The organism is Rhizobium sp. S152 (assembly GCF_030380735.1).
Lineage (GTDB): Bacteria > Pseudomonadota > Alphaproteobacteria > Rhizobiales > Rhizobiaceae > Rhizobium.
Genome location: NZ_JAUDRZ010000030.1, coordinates 539811 through 560294, shown reverse-complemented (window position 1 = coordinate 560294; position 20484 = coordinate 539811). Strand labels below are relative to the sequence as shown.

Annotated in this window: 17 protein-coding genes and 1 other RNA gene; 6 read left to right on the top strand and 12 right to left on the bottom strand. The window is 62.5% G+C overall.

Translation table 11 applies throughout. The features are described 5' to 3' along the window. Positions 1-7: 7 nt before the first annotated feature. Positions 8-904: a tRNA (adenosine(37)-N6)-dimethylallyltransferase MiaA gene (miaA, locus tag QTL95_RS27515; protein ID WP_289723002.1), complete on the bottom strand. Its 897-nt coding sequence runs from the start codon at positions 902-904 to the stop codon at positions 8-10. On the opposite strand from miaA, the gene serB reads away from it, so the two are divergent. After that, positions 903-1793: a phosphoserine phosphatase SerB gene (serB, locus tag QTL95_RS27510; RefSeq protein ID WP_289723001.1), complete on the top strand. Its 891-nt coding sequence runs from the start codon at positions 903-905 to the stop codon at positions 1791-1793. The genes miaA and serB overlap by 2 nt on opposite strands. Before the next feature lie 50 nt (positions 1794-1843). Here the strand turns inward: serB and QTL95_RS27505 are convergent, their stop codons facing one another. The 8 genes from QTL95_RS27505 to QTL95_RS27470 all read right to left on the bottom strand — a co-directional run bounded on the left by QTL95_RS27505 (position 1844) and on the right by QTL95_RS27470 (position 11592). Beyond that, positions 1844-3487: a DegQ family serine endoprotease gene (locus QTL95_RS27505; RefSeq protein WP_289723000.1), complete on the bottom strand. Its 1644-nt coding sequence runs from the start codon at positions 3485-3487 to the stop codon at positions 1844-1846. 173 nt (positions 3488-3660) lie between these two features. Next, positions 3661-4596 (bottom strand): protease modulator HflC, encoded by a 936-nt coding sequence (hflC, locus tag QTL95_RS27500; protein ID WP_289722999.1) that lies wholly within the window; start codon positions 4594-4596, stop codon positions 3661-3663. 3 nt (positions 4597-4599) lie between these two features. Beyond that, positions 4600-5703 (bottom strand): FtsH protease activity modulator HflK, encoded by a 1104-nt coding sequence (hflK, locus tag QTL95_RS27495; RefSeq protein WP_289722998.1) that lies wholly within the window; start codon positions 5701-5703, stop codon positions 4600-4602. Positions 5704-5856: 153 nt separating this feature from the next. Next, positions 5857-6369: a dihydrofolate reductase gene (locus tag QTL95_RS27490; protein WP_289722997.1), complete on the bottom strand. Its 513-nt coding sequence runs from the start codon at positions 6367-6369 to the stop codon at positions 5857-5859. Positions 6370-6491: 122 nt separating this feature from the next. Continuing rightward, positions 6492-9062, bottom strand: a complete 2571-nt coding sequence (locus tag QTL95_RS27485; protein WP_289722996.1) for a TonB-dependent receptor — start codon at positions 9060-9062, stop codon at positions 6492-6494. Between the two features lie 123 nt (positions 9063-9185). Further along, the gene (locus QTL95_RS27480) at positions 9186-10115 is read right to left on the bottom strand and encodes a FecR family protein (RefSeq protein WP_289722995.1); all 930 of its coding nucleotides are present in this window, start codon (positions 10113-10115) and stop codon (positions 9186-9188) included. Beyond that, the gene (locus tag QTL95_RS27475) at positions 10112-10750 is read right to left on the bottom strand and encodes an RNA polymerase sigma factor (RefSeq protein ID WP_289722994.1); all 639 of its coding nucleotides are present in this window, start codon (positions 10748-10750) and stop codon (positions 10112-10114) included. The genes QTL95_RS27480 and QTL95_RS27475 overlap by 4 nt, the downstream gene beginning before the upstream one ends. Positions 10751-10797: 47 nt before the next feature. After that, the gene (locus QTL95_RS27470) at positions 10798-11592 is read right to left on the bottom strand and encodes a thymidylate synthase (protein WP_289722993.1); all 795 of its coding nucleotides are present in this window, start codon (positions 11590-11592) and stop codon (positions 10798-10800) included. Between the two features lie 116 nt (positions 11593-11708). Here QTL95_RS27470 and ssrA point away from each other — a divergent pair. The 5 genes from ssrA to QTL95_RS27445 all read left to right on the top strand — a co-directional run bounded on the left by ssrA (position 11709) and on the right by QTL95_RS27445 (position 13891). After that, positions 11709-12080: a transfer-messenger RNA gene (ssrA, locus tag QTL95_RS27465) on the top strand. 127 nt (positions 12081-12207) lie between these two features. Further along, a complete protein-coding gene (locus QTL95_RS27460) occupies positions 12208-12720 on the top strand; it encodes an SspB family protein (protein ID WP_289722992.1) in 513 nt (170 codons plus the stop codon). Between the two features lie 51 nt (positions 12721-12771). Continuing rightward, the gene (locus QTL95_RS27455; protein WP_289722991.1) at positions 12772-12966 is read left to right on the top strand and encodes a DUF4169 family protein; all 195 of its coding nucleotides are present in this window, start codon (positions 12772-12774) and stop codon (positions 12964-12966) included. 100 nt (positions 12967-13066) lie between these two features. Continuing rightward, the gene (locus QTL95_RS27450; protein ID WP_289722990.1) at positions 13067-13294 is read left to right on the top strand and encodes a ribbon-helix-helix domain-containing protein; all 228 of its coding nucleotides are present in this window, start codon (positions 13067-13069) and stop codon (positions 13292-13294) included. A 69-nt stretch (positions 13295-13363) separates the two neighbouring features. After that, positions 13364-13891 (top strand): GrpB family protein, encoded by a 528-nt coding sequence (locus QTL95_RS27445; protein WP_289722989.1) that lies wholly within the window; start codon positions 13364-13366, stop codon positions 13889-13891. A 7-nt stretch (positions 13892-13898) separates the two neighbouring features. Here QTL95_RS27445 and QTL95_RS27440 read toward each other — a convergent pair whose 3' ends face one another. The 3 genes from QTL95_RS27440 to QTL95_RS27430 all read right to left on the bottom strand — a co-directional run bounded on the left by QTL95_RS27440 (position 13899) and on the right by QTL95_RS27430 (position 20398). After that, positions 13899-17651 (bottom strand): AsmA family protein, encoded by a 3753-nt coding sequence (locus QTL95_RS27440; protein ID WP_289722988.1) that lies wholly within the window; start codon positions 17649-17651, stop codon positions 13899-13901. Between the two features lie 192 nt (positions 17652-17843). Continuing rightward, entirely contained in the window at positions 17844-19256 is a 1413-nt protein-coding gene (locus QTL95_RS27435; protein WP_289722987.1) for an FAD-binding oxidoreductase, read from the bottom strand. Between the two features lie 107 nt (positions 19257-19363). Further along, positions 19364-20398 carry an aldo/keto reductase gene (locus QTL95_RS27430; protein ID WP_289722986.1) on the bottom strand — a complete coding sequence of 345 codons (1035 nt, stop codon included), beginning with the start codon at positions 20396-20398 and terminating at the stop codon, positions 19364-19366. Positions 20399-20484 lie beyond the last annotated feature (86 nt).

The following is a 20484-nucleotide window of genomic DNA, read 5'->3' as shown; positions in this document are numbered from 1 at the left end:
CCTCGGATTACGGCTGGTAGCGTTCCCAGCTATCGTCCATCTGGTTGCGGAACCACGTCATCTGCCGCTTCGCATATTGCCGCGTCGCGGCCGCACCCTTGTCGAGCACCTCGTCGCGCGTCATCTCGCCCTTGAGCATCGCCGCGATCTGCGAGACGCCGATGGCCTTCATCACGGGCATCTCGGCCGGGAGCGACAGCGCAAGCAGTGCCTCGACCTCCTGCTGCGCACCCTCTTCCAGCATCACGGCGAAGCGGCCGTTGATCCTCTTGTGCAGCACCTCCCGCTCCGGCAGCACGACGAACTTCCGTGCCTTCTCAGGATCGACGATCACAGGCCCTGTCTGTCCATGAAACTCGGCGATCGACCGGCCGGTCGCGCCGAGCACCTCGAGCGCCCGCACGATCCGCTGCCCGTCCTGCGCACGCAAGGTGGCGGCCACGACGGGATCGAGCAGAGCGAGCTGCGCATGCAGCGCCTCCGCCCCCTCGTCCAGCAACCGGGCGCGCAACGGATTTCTGATGTCGTCGGGAATCGCTGGCATGTCCGACAACCCGCCGGTCAGCGCCTTGAAATAAAGCCCGGTGCCGCCGACGAAGACGGGAAGCAGTCCGTCGGCGCGAAGGCGCGGCAGCAGGTCGGTCACGTCGCGGAGCCACGCGCCTGTCGAATAGGCGGCGCCAGCGGGCACGTGGCCGTAGAGATAATGCGGCACGCCCTGCATGTCCGCCTCGGACGGACGGGCCGTCAGCACCCGCAGCGTGTCGTAGACCTGCATGCTGTCGGCATTGATGACGACGCCGCCGTGGCGTTTCGCCAGTTCGACCGCCAGTGCGGACTTGCCGCTGGCGGTCGGCCCGGTTATCAGGATCGCGTCCATTGCGTTCAGAAGGTTTTCCATCATGGCCCTCGTTGCCACGCTTGTTGCCAATCCGTCAAATCCCGTTCTCACGCCCGAGATCGCCGAACAGGCGGCCAAGGCCGTAAACGCCTCCGGTCTCTACTGGCTGGCCGACGGCGTGGCCTGCGATATCGCACTCAGGGACGGTACGGCCGCAGATGAGGCGGAAGCCGCGATTCTCGACGTGATCGGGACCGCCGCCATCGATCTGGTGGTGCAGGAAGCGGAAACCCGCCGCAAGAAAATCCTCATCGCCGACATGGATTCGACCATGATCGGCCAGGAATGCATCGACGAGCTTGCCGCCGAAGTCGGCCTCAAGGATCTGGTCGCGGCCATCACCGCCCGCGCCATGAACGGCGAGATCGCCTTCGAACCCGCCCTCCGAGAGCGCGTAGCACTCCTCAAGGGCCTGCCGATCTCGGTTGTCGACGAGGTCATCGCCAAGCGTATCACGCTGACATCAGGTGGCCCCGAACTGATCGCGACGATGAAGGCCAAGGGCCATTACACGGCGCTGGTCTCAGGCGGTTTTACCGTCTTCACCAGCCGCATCGCCGCGACCCTCGGCTTCGACGAGAACCGCGCCAATATCCTGATCGAGGAAGACGGCGTGCTCTCTGGCTTCGTCGCCGAACCGATCCTCGGCAAGCAGGCCAAGGTCGATGCGCTGAACGATATCGCGGCCAAGCTCGGCATTTCGCCCGACGACGCCATCGCCGTCGGCGACGGCGCCAACGATCTCGGCATGCTGCATCTGGCAGGCTCCGGCGTGGCGCTTCACGCAAAGCCCGCCGTTGCCGCCGAAGCGCGCATGCGCATCGACCACGGCGACCTGACGGCGCTGCTCTACATCCAGGGTTATCGCAAGACGGATTTCGTCACGGCCTGATCGTCAGGGGTCGTGGCCGGGCCGCAAGGCCCGGTCCTCCTCGCTGTCCGCTATTCGAGCGGCACGGCCACGAAGCGCAGGTCGCCATTGGCGGCGGCGATCATCATCTGGGCGTTGCGCCGCCCGTCCTGCTTCAGCGCCTGAACCTTGGTGGCGACCGCTTCCGGCGTGCGCATGAACTCCTGCGCCACCTCGACGATCACGTCGCCCGCCTTCAGACCCTTTTCGGCCGCAAGCGATCCCGGCGCCACCTCGGCGACGAGCACGCCGTCGACGCTCTCGGCAATACCGAACGTCTTGCGGGTCTCGGCGCTCAATGCCGAAAGCGAAAGGCCTAGCACCGGCTTTTTGGCGGAATCCGGCGCCGATTGGTCCGGCTTCGCCGCACCCGACTTATCCTCGCCCGTCGTGCCCTGGTCTGATTTTCCCTGCTCCGATTTGCCCTTGGCATCCGGCATCGGCTGGCCCTGATCCGTGTCCGGCTCGTCCATGTCCTGATTTTCGTCGGGATCGGGGTTGATCACGCCATTCGGCTCGCTGTCGTTCGATGCGGCCTCGTCGCTGTCCTCGAGACGGCCGAGCTTCACCTTCACGGTCTGCTCCTTGCCGTCGCGCAGCACGAGAACATCCACTTCCTTGCCGACAGGGCTTTCCGCCACGACGCGCGGCAGGTCACGCATTTCGTTCACCAGCTTGCCGTCGAACTTCAGGATGACGTCGCCGGCCTTGATCGAGCCGTCGTCGACAGGTCCGCCCTTAATCACGCCGGCGACGAGTGCGCCCTTGGCGCTGGAAAGACCGAGGCTGTCGGCAATGTCGTCGGTTACCGGCTGGATGCGCACGCCGAGCCAGCCGCGCCGGGTCTCGCCGAATTCGCGCAACTGATCGACGACGCCGGAGGCAAGCTCCGACGGTACCGAAAAGCCGATGCCGATCGAGCCGCCGCTCGGCGAGATGATGGCGGTATTGATGCCGATCACCTCACCCTTCATGTTGAACAGCGGACCGCCGGAGTTGCCCTTGTTGATTGCCGCATCCGTCTGGATGAAGTTGTCGTAGGGACCGGCGTTGATGTTGCGGCCGCGCCCGGAGATGATGCCGACCGTGACCGATCCGCCGAAGCCGAAGGGGTTGCCGATCGCCATGACCCAATCGCCGATGCGCATGACGCTGGAATCGCCGAATTTCACGGATTTCAGCGGCGTCTTCGGCTCGACCTTGAGCACGGAAAGGTCGGTCTTGGTATCGGTACCGATCAGCTTTGCCTTCAGCTTGCTGCCGTCGGCGAAATTGATCTCGATATCGTCGGCGCCTTCGATCACGTGGTTGTTGGTGACGATGTAGCCGGTCGGGTCGATGACGAAGCCGGAGCCGAGCGAGCTGACATTGTGGTTGCCGCCCTTGTTGTCCTTCTGCTTGTTGAAGAAGTCGTTGAAGAACTCCTGGAAGGGCGATCCGTCCGGCGCGCGCGGCGCGGGTCCGGCCCCCTCGTCATCCTTCACCTTCTGCGATGTCGAGATGTTGACGACTGCGTCCAGAAGCCCGCCCGCGAGGTCGGCGACGGAGGCCGGTCCATTGACCGGCGGCGTGCCTTGCGCATGCGAGACACCGGCGAGCCCGACATTCGCCAGAAGCGCAACGCCCGTCAAAAGAGCAAGCGATCGTCTGTAGGTCGGGCGTGTCAGGGGGGCCATAAAGCGTCCTCATTTCGAGCAAAAGCGCAGTTTGACCACCACCATAAGGCGGAATGATGGAGGGTGAAATCACCTTTTCGCGAAATCCCGTGCAATCTGCCGGGGCCACCTTACCTGCACAAAAAAGGCCGGCTAAACGGCCGGCCTTTTCATGACGTTGGGAGCTGGAATGCTCAGTTCGCGGGGGCGGACGGCGCCAGCGGCGCGCCTGCCGCCGGTGCCGGCGGCGTGCCGGCGGCGCTGTTGAAGAACCGGAAGAACTCCGAGTTCGGCGACAGAACCAGCGTCGTGTCCTGCGAAGGAAGCGCCGTGCTGTAGGCCGCCATCGAGCGGTAGAACTCGAAGAAGGACGGGTCCTTGTTGAACGCTTCCGCGAAGATGCGGTTACGGTCGGCATCGCCTTCACCGCGCAGAATTTCGGCGTCGCGCTGGGCGCCGGCGGTGATCTCCACCACCTGCCTGTCGGCGACGGCCCGGCGGCGCTGGCTTTCTTCGCCACCCTGCGCGCGCAGGAGTTCGGCTTCCGCCAGACGCTCCGCCCGCATGCGATCGTAGGTCTTCGGCGCAACTTCGCGCGTCAGATCCGTACGGCGGATGCGCACGTCCTGAATGTTGAGGCCGAGATCCTCGGCATCGCGATGCAGGTCGTCGCGAACCTCGAGCATCATCGCCACACGCTCTTCCGACAGCGCGGCGTCGAAGTCGCGCAGACCGTAGACACGGCGAAGCGACGAATCGAGCTGCGTGCGAAGGCGTGCCTCGGCGGCCTCGCGGTCGCCCGAAACCGTTTCGCGGAACTTGCGCACGTCACGGATGTCGTAGACCACGAAGGCGTCGACGTCGAAGGTCGCGCCGCCGCGAACCTGGACGCGGATGTTGTCGAGGTCGAAGCGCAGCGCCTGCCGCTCGACGATCTGGACGCGATCGGCATCCATGAAGCTGAACGGCAGCTTGAAGTAGAGGCCCGGCTCGGTCTTCACCGACTGGATCTGACCGAAGCGGACGACGATCGCCTGCTCGCGGGCGTTGACCACGAAGACCGAGGAGTAGAGGCCGACCAGCACGATGGCGAGGATGATGAGAATGACGGGAAGCTTGTTCGATGTCATGGCTCAATTCCCCTGCTGCGACGGCTTGCCGATTTCGTTGAGCGGCAGGTAGGGCACGACCCCCTGCTTCTCATCGATCACGACCTTCTTGGAATTCTTCAGAACCTGCTCCATCGTTTCGAGGAAGAGACGCGTGCGCGTCACTTCAGGCGCCTTGGCGTACTGATCGTTGATGAGCGAGAAGCGCTGTGCCTCACCTTCGGCTTCCTTCACGACGCGGTCCTTGTAGGCCGCGGCCGCTTCACGGATCTGTGCCGCGTCGCCGCGCGCCTGGCCGAGCTTCTGGTTGGAATACTGGTTCGCTTCCTCGACGAGACGCTGCTTGTCCTGGTCGGCGCGCTGCACTTCTTCGAAGGCATCGGCGACTTCACGCGGCGGCGCCACGTCCTGGATCGTCACGGCGCCGATGGAGACACCCGCCTTGTAGCGGTCCATGGTGCCCTGCACGATATTGGCGACTTCGGTCTCGATCGGCTGGCGATTGTCGCGGAACGCGTCCTGTGCCGGACGACGGCCGACGACTTCGCGCATGGCGCTTTCGGCGACCTGCTGCAGCGTTTCGGCCGGGTTTTCGACGTTGAAGAGATAGGCCTTCGGATCGCTGACCGTGAAGAATACCGAGAACTGCACGTTCAGGATATTCTGGTCGCCCGAAAGCATCAGGCCGCTCGACGACGAGGACGACGTGGAGGCAGCGCCGATATTCTGCTGCTGCATCGTCACCTTGACGATCTCGACGGTCTCCATCGGCCACAGGTGGAAATGCAGGCCAGGCGTCGAAATCTCGGGCTTGGGGCTACCGAAGCGCAGTTCCACGCCGCGCTCGTCCGGCTGCACCATGTAGATCGACTGGAAAAGCCAGAAGACGACGAGCACGAGGCCTAAAATGGCCACGACGCCGCCATTGAATCCGCCCGGCACGATATTGCGAAGCTGGTCCTGGCCGCGCCGGATGATATCCTCCAGATCGGGAGGACCACCCTTGCCGCCGCCGCCACTGCCACCGCCGCGCGGGCGATTGGGTCCCTGCCCCCATGGTCCCTGATTGTTATTTCCGCCGCCGCCGCCCCAAGGGCCGCCGCCGCCATTCTGATTGCTCCAGGGCATCAAAACCTCGTTGTTCGTTAAACTCCCGATCGCTGAAACCACGGGGGCGACGGATATCTGCGATCGAGATGGTTATAGGTGTCGCCGCACACGCTTTCAACGCAGCATGAGGAACTTGGCGATGTTTATTGGAAAATAGTTGCTTTTCGCCGCCTAGCGCCTGTCATAAACGACATAGCGCGTTGGAAAGCTGTCCTTTTCGCCGGCGGGCACGTCAAGCGTCTCACCGGAGCGCCAGATCGCCGGATCGATGGCGGGAAAAGCCGCATCGCCATCCACGACGGTCTCCACATGCGTCACGCACAGCCGGTCGGCGAAGTCGAGCGCCTGCGCGTAGATCTGCCCGCCGCCGATGATGCAGATCTCCTGCCCGCCGGACTGAGCGGCCAACGTCTCGCCGACGGCGATCGCCTCCTGCAACGACCCCGCCATCGTGACATCAGGATGATCGATCGCGGCCGAGCGGGAAATCACCACATTCGGACGGCCCGGAAGCGGCCTGCCGATCGAATCATAGGTCTTGCGCCCCATGATGACGGGTTTGCCTGATGTCAGCGCCTTGAACCGCTTGAGATCGGTCGAAAGCCGCCACGGCATGTCGCCGTCGCGGCCGATGATCCCGTTTTCGGCAACGGCGACGACGATGGTCTTGCGGATGTCGGCCATGAGTTTCCCTGCTCGGCGATAGGTCTTGGATAAGGCGGCACCGTGTCACGGACAGGCGCCTCCGGTCCAACACTTGTTCTCCCTTTCCCCGGATTTCACCTCTGCCGGAAGACTGGCTGGCTTCAGAACTTCGCCGTCAGCGTCGCCCGGAATGTCCGCCCAGGCGAAGGATTCCATCCGTCCAGCGCGTCGATATAATACCGGTCGGTCAGGTTCTCGGCCTGGAAATCGAAGGTGAGATTATCGGTGATTTTGTAGGTCGCGAAGGCGTCGACTGTCGTGTAGGGCGCCCACATCCCGGTAAATTGGCGGGCACCGGGATCGATCGGCGACAAGCGCTTGCCCGCATGAGTGATCCGGACGCCGGCCGATAGCTTGTCGTCAAGGAGACGCGTGCCGACGGTCAGCCACTTGAGAATCTCCGGAGGCATGTGGTTCGAAGCGTAGTCGTTCTCCTCGGTTACATCGGAACACGCTGCATACCGGCAGAAGGCATAGTCCGTATAGTAGGTCAGTGATCCTTCCGCGTAGAGAAAGCCTAGATCATAGGATCCTGAAATCTCGATGCCGGCAAAATGCGCCTTTCTCAAATTATCAAATGAATACGAATAGTTTGGCATATCAGGAGGAGTCGGGATGTTAACGGTATTAGCGCTCACACGAGAGATATAGTTGCTGTAGTTGTTACTGAAATAGGAAAGCTTCAATCTTGCGGTATCGCTGTCGCTGATCAGCCCATCCTTGCTGACATTGATCCCCACCTCCCAGTTCTTGGCGACTTCAGGTTTCAGGTAGGGATTGGGTTTGACGTTTCCGTCGTTGCCCATAGTCTCGCGCATGGTGGGTGGACGCACGCCCTCGGCATACAACGCGTAGAACTGCAAGCCATCGATCGGCTCTAGTGTCGCGCTGATTGATGGATTGAGGCGACCGCCGGCCTTCTCTCGAACGAGGACTTTGGACGCAGGGCCATCATCGGTTAGCCAATAGTGGTCGTAGCGCAGACCCATATCGAACTTGAGCCAATCCGTCGGTTCCCATTCGGTCGTCGTGAAGGCGCTCGCTATGGACCGTGTTCCAACCGCAGGCACCATCGGCACCCCAATGCTGGTGGCCGTTGTACGGCTCATGTAAGGTTTCGCATCGATGTCCTCGAACAGATATGAGACGCCGTAGTTGGCTGTGACCTGACCGTAATCGGTATCGAATATGCTCGTGTTCGAGATATCGCCCCCATATGTGCGGGTCAGTGCATAGCGCGGGTCGTCGCCGGGCGGGGTGTTTTCGGGTGTGACCCATGGCGGGAGGTAATAGGCGAGTCCCGTGGACATATCCATCTGGTCGACGATGCTCATCCACGCGTTGACCTTGAGGTCGACCATGTCGTCGGGATTGTAGTGATAGCGGCTGGTAAACGTATCCGTCTTTACGTTGGAGAAGGGTGCCTGTCGGAATGTTTGATCCTGCAGGAAGAGCAGCGAAGACATTCCCTCGCCATACTCGGCTTCGTAGTGGACGTAACCGAGTTCCAGGCTCTGGTCGTCATCGATGTTGATCGTTCCCTTGGCAAGGAAGGACGTCGATGCGCTCGACGTATTCCAGACCTCCTCGCCAGGCTTGGTGAAGGAGAGGGGATACTCGTGCCCTTTGAATTCGTAGGTCGTTGCACCCTTGGTGCCGGCGAAATAGTTGCCGCGATACCGGCGCGCGCCGGCGACGACGAAATCGAAATTGTCTTGCACCGTCGCGAGCGCGAAGCTTCCATTGCCATTCTTGAAATCGAAGAAGTCGGCAGGCTCTGTCTGCTGGACGATGGAATTGACGGTGACTTGCGAGGTCGTGTTGTCCTGAGCACCGATCCTCACGCGACCGCCATACTCTTTTCCCTCCTCGACGATGTCTTTTGCGTTGATGGTCCGGATGCCGACCACGCCGCCATCCACGCCGGCGCCGGCCGCTCCGCCCGAGGGGCCCTTGGAAACGGTCACTCCGCCAATCAAATCCGGATCGATATAAGTGCGATCGTCGACCCCGGCATAGCCCCGCCATGTCGTCGTCGTCTGCTGCGTCCCGTCAATCGCGACGCGCACGCGGTTCTGCCCCTGGAGACCGCGGATATTGACGTTGACGGCACCGCCATTGTGGTTGTTGGCGGAGATGACGCCGGGGGTGTTCTTGAACACGTCACCGGCCGTCGAGCCTCGAAACCGCTCGATCTGCTCGGCGGAGATGTAGCTCGACGAGCCCGCGGTCTCGTAGGGCTGATCGGACGGCTTGGCGGTTGTCGCCCGCAGCTGGATCGGTGCGAGCACCGTCGCATCGCCGGCATCCGCCCCATCGCCGGATGCCGCCGCGCCCGCATCGAGCGTCACCGTCTTTGCATCCGTGAAATGATAGCTGATGCCCGTCCCCGAGAGGATTGCGGCAAGTGCGCCGGCCGGCGAGAGCGGACCGTTCACGCCGCCGGTCGTCTTGCCGGCGGTGATTTCGGTGCGATAGACCAGCTTCAGCCCGGCCTGTCGCGCCAGCGCCAGAAGAGCACCCTCCAGCGGACCCGCCGGCAGTGACAATGTCGTGCTCGCCGCTGGTCTTGTCTCCTGGCCCGCCGCCGGCACGGTCGCCGAAAGCAAGCACATCCCCGTCAGCGCCATTCGCACGCGGCGCCCCACTGTATATTCCGTCAAAATCATCATGAACCCTAGTCGTCTAGCCGGCGCTTCAACGCACCCTCGCTGACGAAGAGCAGACATGGCGCATAGGTCCTGACGTCGAGAATCGAACAAAGATGATTTTTCTATTCATGTTTATTCCGGCGATCATCTCGGGCGGACGAGGGTGACCAAGCCGCCGGCATATGACCGCACGACAATCGGCATACTCGCCTCAAGGGCGGCCAGCGATTGTCCGACGTCCCGCGTGTCGAAAACCCCGCTGACACGTATTTGCGCAAGCGCCTCGCCGACGACGATGATGCGCCCGTTGCGATAACGGCCGAGCTCGTCGAGCACTTCGGAAAGCGGACGGCCGGAGAAGACCAGCTTGCCTTCGCGCCAGCTGGTCATTGCGGCCACATCGGCAACGCCCGATGCCAGATCACCGTCGCGCGCGACATGGGCGACACCGCCGGCATCCAGCATGACCTGACGATCGGCCGTGCTGACCGACACATGCCCCTCCTCGACCGCAACATCGTCGGCGTTCCCTACTCGCACGGTATAGTGCGTGCCGAGGGCCACGGCGCTGCTGTGGTCTCCCTCTACGACGAACGGGCGCGACGCGTCCGGCGAGACATCGAAGAAAGCCTCGCCGCGCAACATGACGATGCGTCGCTCGCGCTCGCCGAGGACGACCTTGATGGCGGTGTCGGTGTTGAGCGTAACCCGCGATCCATCCTCGAGAACGACCGTTTCGATATGCCCCACCGGCGTATAATAATCCGCCTGGAGGCGATCGAGGTAGCCCATGCGTTCGGCGCCATAAAAACCGATGCACAGCAAGGCGGCGACGGTCGCCACGGCGCCCAGACGGCGCCCGCGCGACCCGCCGACGGAACGTGGCACCTTCGCCAGATCGGCCCAGAGCGCAGCCATCTCATCATAGGCGGCTGCGTGTTCCGGGCTCGCGGCCACCCAGGCGTCGAATTCGCGCCGGTCGCCGTCGGTCGCATCCCGGGACGACAGCCGGGCAACCCACATCGCCGCCTGCTCGGCGACCGCATCCTCCGTGACGATTGGTGCCGCGCTCATCGTCCGACCTCCAGGACGGCGTCGATCCGTGCCTGGCGGCAGGCCATCAGCGCCCGAATGATATGCTTTTCCACCATGTTCCTGGAGACACCGAGCTTTTCTGCGATCTCGCCGTTCGATAGCCCTTCCAGTCGACTGAGAACGAAGACCGTTCGGCACTTGGGCGGCAGGAGGGAAATCGTCTCGATCAGAAGCGCCAGCTGCTGTCGCGCCTCGACAATACGTTGCGGTCCCGGTGCATCATCGGCGACACTCCCGAGGTCGAGCCCCTCGGTAAACAGCGCGCTGTCGCGCAGGAGCCGCGCCGTTATGCCGTGGGCGACCGTCTTGGCCACCTGAAAGAGATAGGCCTTGGGATTCAGGATATCGGTCTTGGGCGTCGTCGTCAGCAGACGCAGAAAGGTCTCCTGCGTCGCGTCCGCGGCATCCTCGCCATTGCGCAATCGTTTTATGAAGAAACGCCGCAGCCTGCCTTCCTCGGTCCGCTGCAGCCTCTCCACGAGCCCAAAGTCCAACGAAACATCTCCAAATGCTTGTCTCCGGTCATTAACACCCGTGAAAAATAATACAATTGAAAAGTTGACCTGGAATATCACCTTTAACGCAAACGCGCGCACCTCCTCGGCGAGGCGCAACGCGTCCTTCCCGGTATGATACGCTGCAATTTCGCGTGTGATTCAGATCAGACGGCGATCGGCGCCTTGATGCTGGCATCGGCCTCGTAGCCGACCAGCTCGAAATCCTCGAAGGTGAAGCCGAAAATATCCTTCACGTCGGGATTGATGCGCATGAAGGGCAAAGGCTTCGGCTTGCGCGTCAGCTGCAGTTCAGCCTGCTCGAAATGATTGTGGTAGAGATGGGCATCGCCCAGCGTATGCACGAAATCGCCGAGCTTCAGGCCCGCCACCTGTGCCACCATCATCGTCAGCAGCGCGTAGGATGCGATGTTGAACGGGACGCCCAAGAAAATATCGGCCGACCGCTGGTACAGCTGGCAGGAAAGCTTGCCGTCGGCGACATAGAACTGGAACAGGCAGTGGCAGGGCGGCAGCGCCATGTTGTCGACTTCCGCCGGGTTCCAGGCGGAGACGATATGGCGCCGCGAGTTCGGATTGTTGACGATGCCCTCGACGAGCTTGGCGATCTGGTCGATATGCCCACCGTCGGGCGCCGGCCAGGAGCGCCACTGCGCGCCGTAAACAGGGCCGAGATCGCCGTGCTCGTCGGCCCACTCGTCCCAGATCGAAACGCCGTGCTCCTTGAGATAGCCGATATTGGTCTCGCCCTTCAGGAACCACAAAAGCTCGTGGATGATCGAGCGGAGATGCAGTTTCTTCGTCGTCAGGACCGGAAAGCCCTCCTGGAGGTCGAAGCGCATCTGGTATCCGAACACCGAGCGCGTACCCGTGCCGGTCCGGTCACCGCGATCGGTTCCGTGTTCCATCACGTGCTTCAGGAGGTCATGATACTGCTTCATCGTACGCCGCCGATTCCATTTTTCCCATATTTAGGCGCATCCGCCGGCAAAACCAATCGGCGCGCCCTCCTTTTCCCGCCAATTCTGTGTGCAGGCGCAACGCTTTTGTGACGACGGCTCTTCCCATGCGGTCAGGAAAACACTATATCACCCTCGCCGGTCCTCGGATCGGCTATGGCGATAAATGAGCGGTGTAATAAACCTATTGGACCCGGGGGCGGTACCCGGCGCCTCCACCAAAAACCGGCGGCCTCGAAGATTTAGAAGGCCGGCTTTTGATGGGGGCGAAACAGGATCGACAAGGGTGTAAAGATCGTCTTTTTGCTCGGCATTGTACCGCCGTTATCGGGCTAAAATTGTAGTTGCAAACGACAACTATGCGGAAGCTCGTCTCGCTGCTTAATCGCGGTGTGACACTTCAAATAAAGCCCTAGTGGTTCGCACCTCTAGGCGGGGTCCGAAGGCACCTGGCAACAGAAGCCTTCACCTTCTCCCTGACGTCCAAATCATGTATGGTCTGAGAAACTATGACTCGGCTGCGGACTTTCCAAACCGCCTCGGCATGACATATACCTTTGGAAAAACACGTCCGAACCACAGAAAGACAGGAAAAGCATGGGGCAGGATCACATCCGTTACGACATTCTGGCACAGGACGCGCTCCGTGGCGTCATCCGCAAGGTATTGTCCGAAGTCGCCGCGACGGGCCGCCTGCCGGGCGAGCATCACTTCTTCATCACCTTCCTGACCGGCGCGCCGGGCGTGCGCATCTCGCAGCACCTGAAGTCGAAGTATCCCGAGCAGATGACCATCGTCATCCAGCACCAGTTCTGGGAAATGAAGATCACTGAGACGACCTTCGAGATTGGCCTCTCCTTCTCCGACGTGCCCGAAAAGCTGCACATCCCCTTCAACGCCATCCGCGGCTTCTACGATCCGTCGGTCAACTTCGAGCTCGAGTTCGACGTGCCGCTCGCCGACGGCGACGAGTTGCCGGAAGCCGAGATTACCGCCTATCCCGCGGCGTCCGAAAAGACGGAGGAAGCGGCGGCGGCCAAGCCCGCCGACGGCGAGGAGAAGAAAGCCGGATCCGTCGTTTCGCTCGACGCCTTCCGCAAGAAGCAGTAAGCCGCAAAGGGAAGCTTTCGCTTCCCTTTTTCATATCCGGGATGAAGCCCCTTGAGCGCCGAAATCGTCAATCTCCGCCAGTTCAAGAAGAAGCAGGCCCGCTCCGAAAAGGAGAAGCAGGCCGAGCAGAATCGCATCTCCTTCGGCCGCACCAAGGTGGAGAAGCAACTGACGAAGGCATTGAACGACAAGGCCGAACAGAGCCATGCGCAGGGCCGCATCGACAAATCCGACGACGACAAATGACCTTGCCCGGCACCGGAAAAGACCCCGCGATCAATCGCTTCCAGCCATTTCCCAAATCATCTTCCGAGCACACGGCGATCATGCCCGACACTTGCCGCCGATGATCCGCAAGCACTCCGCGACGCTCCACGGCCATCGCACCAGCTTCTCGCTGGAAGACGAATTCTGGACCGAGCTCAACGCCATCGCAGCCACACGCGACATCTCGCTCGCCGGCATGATCTCCGAGATCGACGACGCCAGAAGCCCGGAAAGCAACCTCTCGTCGGCCCTTCGCGTCCACGTCCTGCAATGGCTGAAGACAGCAAAGACCCAGGATTCGTTGTAACGCCCCAGCCATCTTGCCATCCTTTCGGAACATTGCGATTCTTGTGAACTTCCGGAGGAGGATCGGATCATGGCCGAGCGCGTGGAAATCGTTGCCTATGACGACACCTGGCCCGATGCATTCCGCGCCATCGTGGCGCAACTGACGACGCTACTCGGCAACGGAGTCGTTTCCATCGATCACATCGGCAGCACCTCCGTCCCCGGCCTTTCGGCCAAGCCGATGATCGACATCGATGTCACCGTGAGGGACGCCGCCGCCGTCGCTCAGGGCTGCGCCATCATGACCGCGGCCGGCTATGAGCCGCGCGGCAACCGCTACGACAGCCAGGTCTTTGCCTTCATGGACCGCAAGGCGACGCCGAAGCAGCGCATCTATCTCTGCCCCGAGGGCAGCGACACCCACCGCCGCCGCATTCTCTTTCGCGATTATCTGCGCGCCAATCCCGACAAGGCTCGGGCCTACGAAGCGCCGAAGCGCCGCCTCGCCGCCGAGTTCACGGATGACGGCGACGCCTATACGGCAGCCAAGGCCGGCTTCGTCGATGATGTCGTCGATCTTGCCTGCGCGACGACCGCCGCGGTCAGCGCCGGCTGACCGGCCTCTATTGCGGAAGCTGCACGCCGGGCAGCCCCGGGACATTGTTGAAGTTCAGGGAGTTCTCCGGCGGCTTGGCGAGCTCCTGCGCTCGCCTGGCTTCGGCTGCGGCCGCGATCCGCGCCCGCTCCTCCGCGTCGGCCTTTGCCTTCGCGTCCGCCTGGGCCTTGGCCTTTACCTCGGCTTCCGCCTTGGCCTTGGCGTCGGCTTCCGCCTTCTCTTGCGCGGCCTGTGCCGCCAGCGCTCTCAGACGCTCCTCTTCAGCCCGCCGCTCTGTCTCGATCGCGGCCGCCTTCTCGCGCTCGGCGTCGTTGAACTTGTAGAGCGATGCCTCGCGCCGCAGACGCTGCTTTTCCAGGACGTTGGACTGCAGGCGCTCGACACGCCGCCGCTCGCGCTCATAAGCCCGCAGCGTCAGATAGCCGGTGATATCGGTCACATCCATCTTGCGACCCGGCGATGCCAGCATGCCGGAGAAGTCGAGCCGGATCGCCGGCTCGGCGCCCGGCAATACGTCGCCGGAAGGATTGAGCCCGATATCGAGCGACGCGCTGATCCGCTCCTGCGGCAGGTCGATCTGCGCATTGCCGTTCAGCCGCGCCTGGTCGGTCGTGACATTGACGTTCTGGATGCGGAGCACCCCATCGGTGATGTTGAACGGCACAGACGTCGGCGGCAGCTTTGCCTCGCCGTTGTTGAGCAGCGTTTCCACGATCGGATGAACCTTGCCGGCGTTCAATTGGTCCTGCATCGGGTCGGTCGCCGAAAGCAGCGGCGCCAGCATGCCGAGATTGAGGCCGCGCACGCTGGTATCGCCGAGCTTCATCTCGCCGGAGCCGTTCAGCGCGGCCACGATATCCTTCATCGACTTGCCTGATGATTCCAGCGCCATCGCCAACCCGAACTTGCCGTTCGCAAGCGGCGAGCCGTCGCGCTGCCACACTACTCCTGCCAGATCGGCATCACTGAGCGAAAGCTTGGTCTGGAAGAAGCCCGTGCCGTCGGCGTTCGTGAACAGCACGTTGCCGTCGACCTTGCCGCCGTCCCAGCCGCCCTTGATGGCGTTGAGCTGCAACTCGTCGCCCTTGTAGACGACATCGGAGGTGAAATCGGTGATCGCGCCCGACCAGCCCGGCCAGAACTCCTTGGCCGAGAGCTTCAGGTTGACGTCCATGTCCTTGAAGACGGGAATGCCGAGCGCCGCTCCCGAGAGGTCGCCGGTCGCAGCATCCGTCATCGGCCCGTAAACGGCCTCGCCGAGCCATGCGCCATCCGCCTTGGTCAGCGCCATGTTGCCGCTCACCGCGGTCTTCTCCGCCTTGCGGTCGACCGTGAGCGCCCCGGAAAATTCGTTGTCGGCAGCGTGACCGGCGATGTTGGCGAAGGCAATCTTGTCCGCATCCACCGTCGCAGTGGTCGTCAGCTTGAACGGCAGGCCGGTGCCGGTCTGCGGCAAGCCGATGCCGTTCATCACCAGATAGGGATCGAGGTCGGCGCTATCCAGAGAAACCGCCAGTTGGCCGTTCATGAATGTCTCAGGCCGCACGTCGACCTTGCCCGTCGCGGTAAAAGAGGTGCGGTCGGTGGCGAATGTCAGCGCGGCATCGGCCGGATCGGTCCCCTCGGCCTGTACCTTCAGCGTCAGGCGGCCATTGGCGCCGGCATCGACAGGCAGCGGATCGAGCCCTGCCTGGCCGAACAGAATGGAAGTCACGCCGTTCTCCAGCGTCGCCTCGAGGCTGGTGGTCCCCTTCCCCGTCAGCGCCAGAAGATCGGACATGCGGTAATCGAGATTGACGCGGCTGCCGTTGGTAACGCCGGCAAGCGTGACGACAAGCCCGTCGCCCTGGTCGCCGCCAAGCGTCAGCGCGCCGCGCAGCGCGGTGTTGGTGTACCAGGCGGCGTTGCGGACCAGCCGGTCCATGACCGGATGCTGCGGCAGCTTGTCCTTCAGCATGGTGAAGAACGGACCCGGATCGGCCGACTTGAAAGTGATTTCGCCCGACCCCTTGTAGTCGAGCAGCGAGCCTTCGACCCGTCCGGTCGCCGTCAGCTCCGCTCCCGCAAGATTCTTGACCGCGAGCTTGTCGATGCCGAGAGCGCCGTCAGCGATGGTGAAGCTGGTTTCGACGTCACCCGCTTCGACGCCGAAGGCCGAGAACTTGTCCGCCTTCAGCACCGCCTTGATCTTGTGATCCAGCACGTTTTCGCCAGCGTCCTGCCCGGTGAACAGGCCGGTCAGCGCCCGCAGCGCATCGAGATCGATGGAATCGCCGGCAAGGTCGACGTCGAGCGTCGGTGCCTGGTTCGCCGGCGCCTGCCGATCGAGCCTGCCCTTCAACGTCGCCGGACCAACGGCGATCTCGAGATTGTCGAACACCTGCCGGTCATGCGTCAGGTTCACATTGGCCGAAAAGCCAGCCTGCCTGAGCTGGCGGATCGCCGGATCGACCGAGCCCGCGAGCCAGGAGGCGAGCCCCGTCGGCTGGTTGGAAGCGACGGTAATCTGGCCCTGGAAAGATGCCTGGCCCAAGAGGTTCAGCTTGCCCTGCCCCTCGACCTGCGTGCGTCCGGGCAGCGTACCGATGGCATTGTCGATCATCCATCCGGTTCCGGCCGGCTCCAGATCGAGCTGCACGTCGCGAATGGTGGTATCGCCGGCAACGATCGCCGGCAAACGCACCGTCGCCTTGCCGGGAACCTGCGGCACCGGCACCTGCGAGACGATCTGGATCAGCGTGTTCAGCCGCTGACGCGCCGAAAGCGCCGGGTCACGGGTTGTCTTACCGCCCGCACCCTGATTGCCGATGCGGTTGACATCGATCTGCTGGCCGTCGGCCGTCAGAAGGAATTGCGGTTTGCTGCCGGTATCGAGCGTCGCTTCGCCGGTAACGACGTAGGGATCATCGACGGGACCAACTTCGAGCCGGTATTCAGGAATCCGCACGCTCTCGTTGGTGAGCTCGAACTTGCCCTTGAGGCGCGGCGGCAGCTTGTTCTTGTCGCCGCTCTTGCCGTCACGGTTTTCGATCGCCGCCGAAACCGTGCCCTGGTAGTTCGGCTTGCTGTCGACGAGCTTCAACTCCCCGTCGAGATCAACGGTGACCGGTCGCTTGTCCGGCTGCAGCCGCGTGCGCATCCGGAGCGTACCGGCCTCGTCGGGCTGGTTGCTTGAAATCGTGAAGTTGCCGTGTTCGCCATCGAGCGACGCATCGCCCTCGATCCGCCACGGACCAGCAAGTGACTTGGCGGACATCTCGGCATTAAGCCCGCTGACGTGGCGCGAGCGGCCGGACTGGTCGTCGATGAACTGCACGTCGCCGCCGGTGACATGCACGTTTTCGAGCACAACCGTCTTTGCCGGGATTTCCGGCTGGCTGCCGCGCGTCCAGTCAAGCGTGCCGTCCTTGAGGAGCCTCAGCTTCACCTTCGGATTGACGACGCGCATGTCGAAGATTAGCGCCTCGCCGGAGAGGAAGGGAGCAAGCTCTGCGTCCATCGAGAACTGCTCGACCTGCACGATCGGTAAGCCGTCGGTTTCCTGGCCGACGCGCACGTCATGCATGGTGACGGAGGGGAACGGCAGGAGGCGGGCGTCGACGGAGCCGTGGACGGTGACCTTCTTGCCGATGATGCGGCTGGCCTGGTCCTCGAAATTCTTGCGGAAGTCGGTCCAGTCGATGAAAAGCGGCGCCAATAGCGCCACGAACAGCGCCACCACAACCACTCCGCCCAAGACCACCAGGAACCGGCCTACCAACTCAACTGTTCTCCATCAGAATCCCATTGCGGACACTAGAGCATGCTACGGAAAGGTGAAGCGGTTTTCGGGCAACATCTTGCTCTAATTGCTTGTTTTGGCGATGCCTAAGTCTTCGCCGCGTTTCGTTGGACCGCAACGCTGCGAAAGCGAAGGATCGATCTCACCCAAAGAGCATCAGAGTGTTGATTTTCAGGCGGAATGGAAAATCTTTCCGGGATTGAAGATATTGTCGGGATCGAGCGCCTGCTTCACCTGTCGCATCAGATCCACCGCGCCGCCGAGTTCCTCTTCAAGGAAAGCCATCTTCCCCTGCCCGATGCCATGTTCGCCGGTGCAGGTTCCGTCCATCTCCAGCGCCCGCTTGTTCAAGCGCGAGACAAAGGCTTCGGCAACGCCCACGCCTTCTTCACTCTTGTCGTCGAACAGCAGCAGCACGTGAAAGTTCCCGTCGCCCGCATGCCCGACGATCGCTGCCAGAAGACCGTGTTTCTCGATATCTTCCTGCGTGTCGCTGATGCAATCGGCAAGGCGCGAGATCGGCACGCAGACGTCCGTGGAAAGCGCCGCAAGCTCGGGCGCCAGTGCACGCGAGGCCCAATAAGCATCGTGCCGGGCCTTCCAGAGCTTGTTGCGCTCCTCGGCGTTGACGGTCCAGACGAACTCGCCGCCGCCGCATTCCGTCGCGATCTCGCCGAACTGCGCCGACTGCAGCGCAACGGTTTCATCGGTGCCGTGGAATTCGAGGAAGAGCGTCGGCTTTTCCTCGTAGCTCAGCTTCGAATAGGCGTTGCAGGCGCGGATCTGCATGGCGTCGAGCAATTCGATGCGCGCGACGGGAATGCCCATCTGGATGGTCATGATCACGGCATCGCAGGCGGCGCGAACCGTCGGAAAGGCGCATACGCCGCCGCCGATCTTCTGCGGGATACCCTGCAGACGCAGCGTCACCGACGTCAGAATGCCAAGCGTACCCTCGGCGCCGACGAAGAGCCGCGTCAGGTCGTAGCCGGCGGAAGACTTGCGGGCACGCCGCGCCGTGCGGATTTCCTCACCATTGGCGGTCACCGCCGTCACCGCGAGCACATTGTCCTTCATCGTGCCGTAGCGCACCGCATTCGTGCCGGAAGCCCGCGTAGAGGTCATGCCGCCGATCGAGGCGTTGGCGCCCGGATCGATCGGGAAGAACAGTCCGGTATCGCGCAGATAGGTGTTCAGCTCCTCACGCGTCACGCCCGGCTCAACCGTGCAGTCGAGATCCTCGGCATTGACGGCGAGCACGCGGTTCATGCGGCTGAAATCGATCGAAATGCCGCCGTTCGGCGCGTTGACCTGTCCCTCCAGCGACGAGCCCGTGCCGAAGCCGATGACCGGCACCTTATGCTCGGCGCAGGTCTTCACCGCGGCCTTCACGTCTTCAGCGCTCTCGGCGAACAGCACGCCGTCCGGCAGCTGTGCGGGAATATAGGTTGTCGTATGCGCATGCTGCTCGCGGAAGGACTGGCCGGTCTGGAAGCGCTCGCCAAAATTCTGTTTCAGAATACCGACAACGGCTGAAATACCAGCCTCGTTGCGTGTTCCGGCCTTTGCATCCTTGAGCGCCATCTCTTTGATCTCCTTACCGTCGTTGCCCTGAGGCAAGGTTGGTATGGGACATGAGACGGCGCCTGTCCAGTGCAAGAATGGCCGCAGCGGTGCTGCCGCCTGCCGCCTCAGACCAAAGGCGGATTGAGCCTCGCGAATCCCTCCTGCCGCCTGTAGGGGAAGTAGGGATAAGGCGCGGTTACGGCACTGACCTTGTCGAGCCTTTGGACTTGATCCGCGCCGAGCGACCATCCAACCGCGCCGAGATTCTGGCGCAGCTGTTCCTCGTTGCGGGCGCCAATGATGACGCTCGCCACCGTTGGCCGCCCGATTAGCCAGTTCAGCGCGATCTGCGGCACGGTCCTGCCGGTTTCCGCAGCAATCTCGTCGAGCACATCGACGATGTCGTAGAGCTTTTCATCATCCACCGGCGGCCCGTATTCCGCCGTCTGGTGCAAGCGGCTTCCTTCAGGCAGCGGCTGGCCGCGGCGGATCCTGCCGGTCAGCCGCCCCCAGGCGAGCGGGCTCCACACCAGCGCTCCGACACCCTGATCGGCAGCAAGCGGCATCAGCTCCCACTCGTAATCGCGACCGGCCAGCGAGTAGTAGACCTGATGCGCCACGTAGCGCGGGTAGCCGTTGCGATCGGAAATGCCGAGCGACTTCATCAGCTCCCAGCCCGCGAAGTTGGAAACGCCGATATAGCGGATCTTGCCGGCCCGGATCAGCCCGTCCAGTGCCGATAAGACCTCTTCGATCGGCGTATGTGCGTCGAAGGCGTGCAGTTGCAGCAGATCGATATAATCGGTCCCGAGGCGCTTCAGCGCCGCATCGGTGGCCGCGATCAGCCGAGATCGCGACGTGCCCCAGTCCGCCGGGCCGTCGCCCGTCGGCAGCGCCGTCTTCGTGGAGATCAGCACCGCGTCGCGGCGCCCCTTGATCGCATGCCCCAGCACCTCCTCCGAAGCGCCGGCCGAATAGACGTCGGCGGTATCGAAAAGATTGACCCCGGCCTCAAGCGCGATGTCCACCATTCGCCGCGCCTCCGTTGCATCGGTCGTGCCCCAAGCGCCGAACAGCGGTCCCGAGCCGCCGAAGGTCCCCGCGCCGAAACTCAACACCGGCACGCGAAGGCCGGAGGCTCCAAGCTGTCTGTAATCCATGATCGTCTCCTGTTGTTTGACCAGAGATAGACACGTCACACACGATGAAATAGATTGCCTAGAGGAACATAATTCATGAATTGAAG

Coding starts and splice junctions, on each gene's coding strand:
- QTL95_RS27505 (WP_289723000.1), bottom strand. CDS start 3,487: ATGGCCCCCCTGACACGCCCGACCTACAGACGATCGCTTGCTCTTTTG.
- QTL95_RS27470 (WP_289722993.1), bottom strand. CDS start 11,592: ATGAAGCAGTATCATGACCTCCTGAAGCACGTGATGGAACACGGAACC.
- QTL95_RS27435 (WP_289722987.1), bottom strand. CDS start 19,256: ATGGCGCTCAAGGATGCAAAGGCCGGAACACGCAACGAGGCTGGTATT.
- QTL95_RS27430 (WP_289722986.1), bottom strand. CDS start 20,398: ATGGATTACAGACAGCTTGGAGCCTCCGGCCTTCGCGTGCCGGTGTTG.
- QTL95_RS27460 (WP_289722992.1), top strand. CDS start 12,208: ATGGGGCAGGATCACATCCGTTACGACATTCTGGCACAGGACGCGCTC.
- QTL95_RS27490 (WP_289722997.1), bottom strand. CDS start 6,369: ATGGCCGACATCCGCAAGACCATCGTCGTCGCCGTTGCCGAAAACGGG.
- serB (WP_289723001.1), top strand. CDS start 903: ATGGCCCTCGTTGCCACGCTTGTTGCCAATCCGTCAAATCCCGTTCTC.
- QTL95_RS27480 (WP_289722995.1), bottom strand. CDS start 10,115: ATGAGCGCGGCACCAATCGTCACGGAGGATGCGGTCGCCGAGCAGGCG.
- QTL95_RS27445 (WP_289722989.1), top strand. CDS start 13,364: ATGGCCGAGCGCGTGGAAATCGTTGCCTATGACGACACCTGGCCCGAT.
- hflC (WP_289722999.1), bottom strand. CDS start 4,596: ATGACATCGAACAAGCTTCCCGTCATTCTCATCATCCTCGCCATCGTG.
- miaA (WP_289723002.1), bottom strand. CDS start 904: ATGATGGAAAACCTTCTGAACGCAATGGACGCGATCCTGATAACCGGG.
- QTL95_RS27485 (WP_289722996.1), bottom strand. CDS start 9,062: ATGATGATTTTGACGGAATATACAGTGGGGCGCCGCGTGCGAATGGCG.
- QTL95_RS27450 (WP_289722990.1), top strand. CDS start 13,067: ATGATCCGCAAGCACTCCGCGACGCTCCACGGCCATCGCACCAGCTTC.
- hflK (WP_289722998.1), bottom strand. CDS start 5,703: ATGCCCTGGAGCAATCAGAATGGCGGCGGCGGCCCTTGGGGCGGCGGC.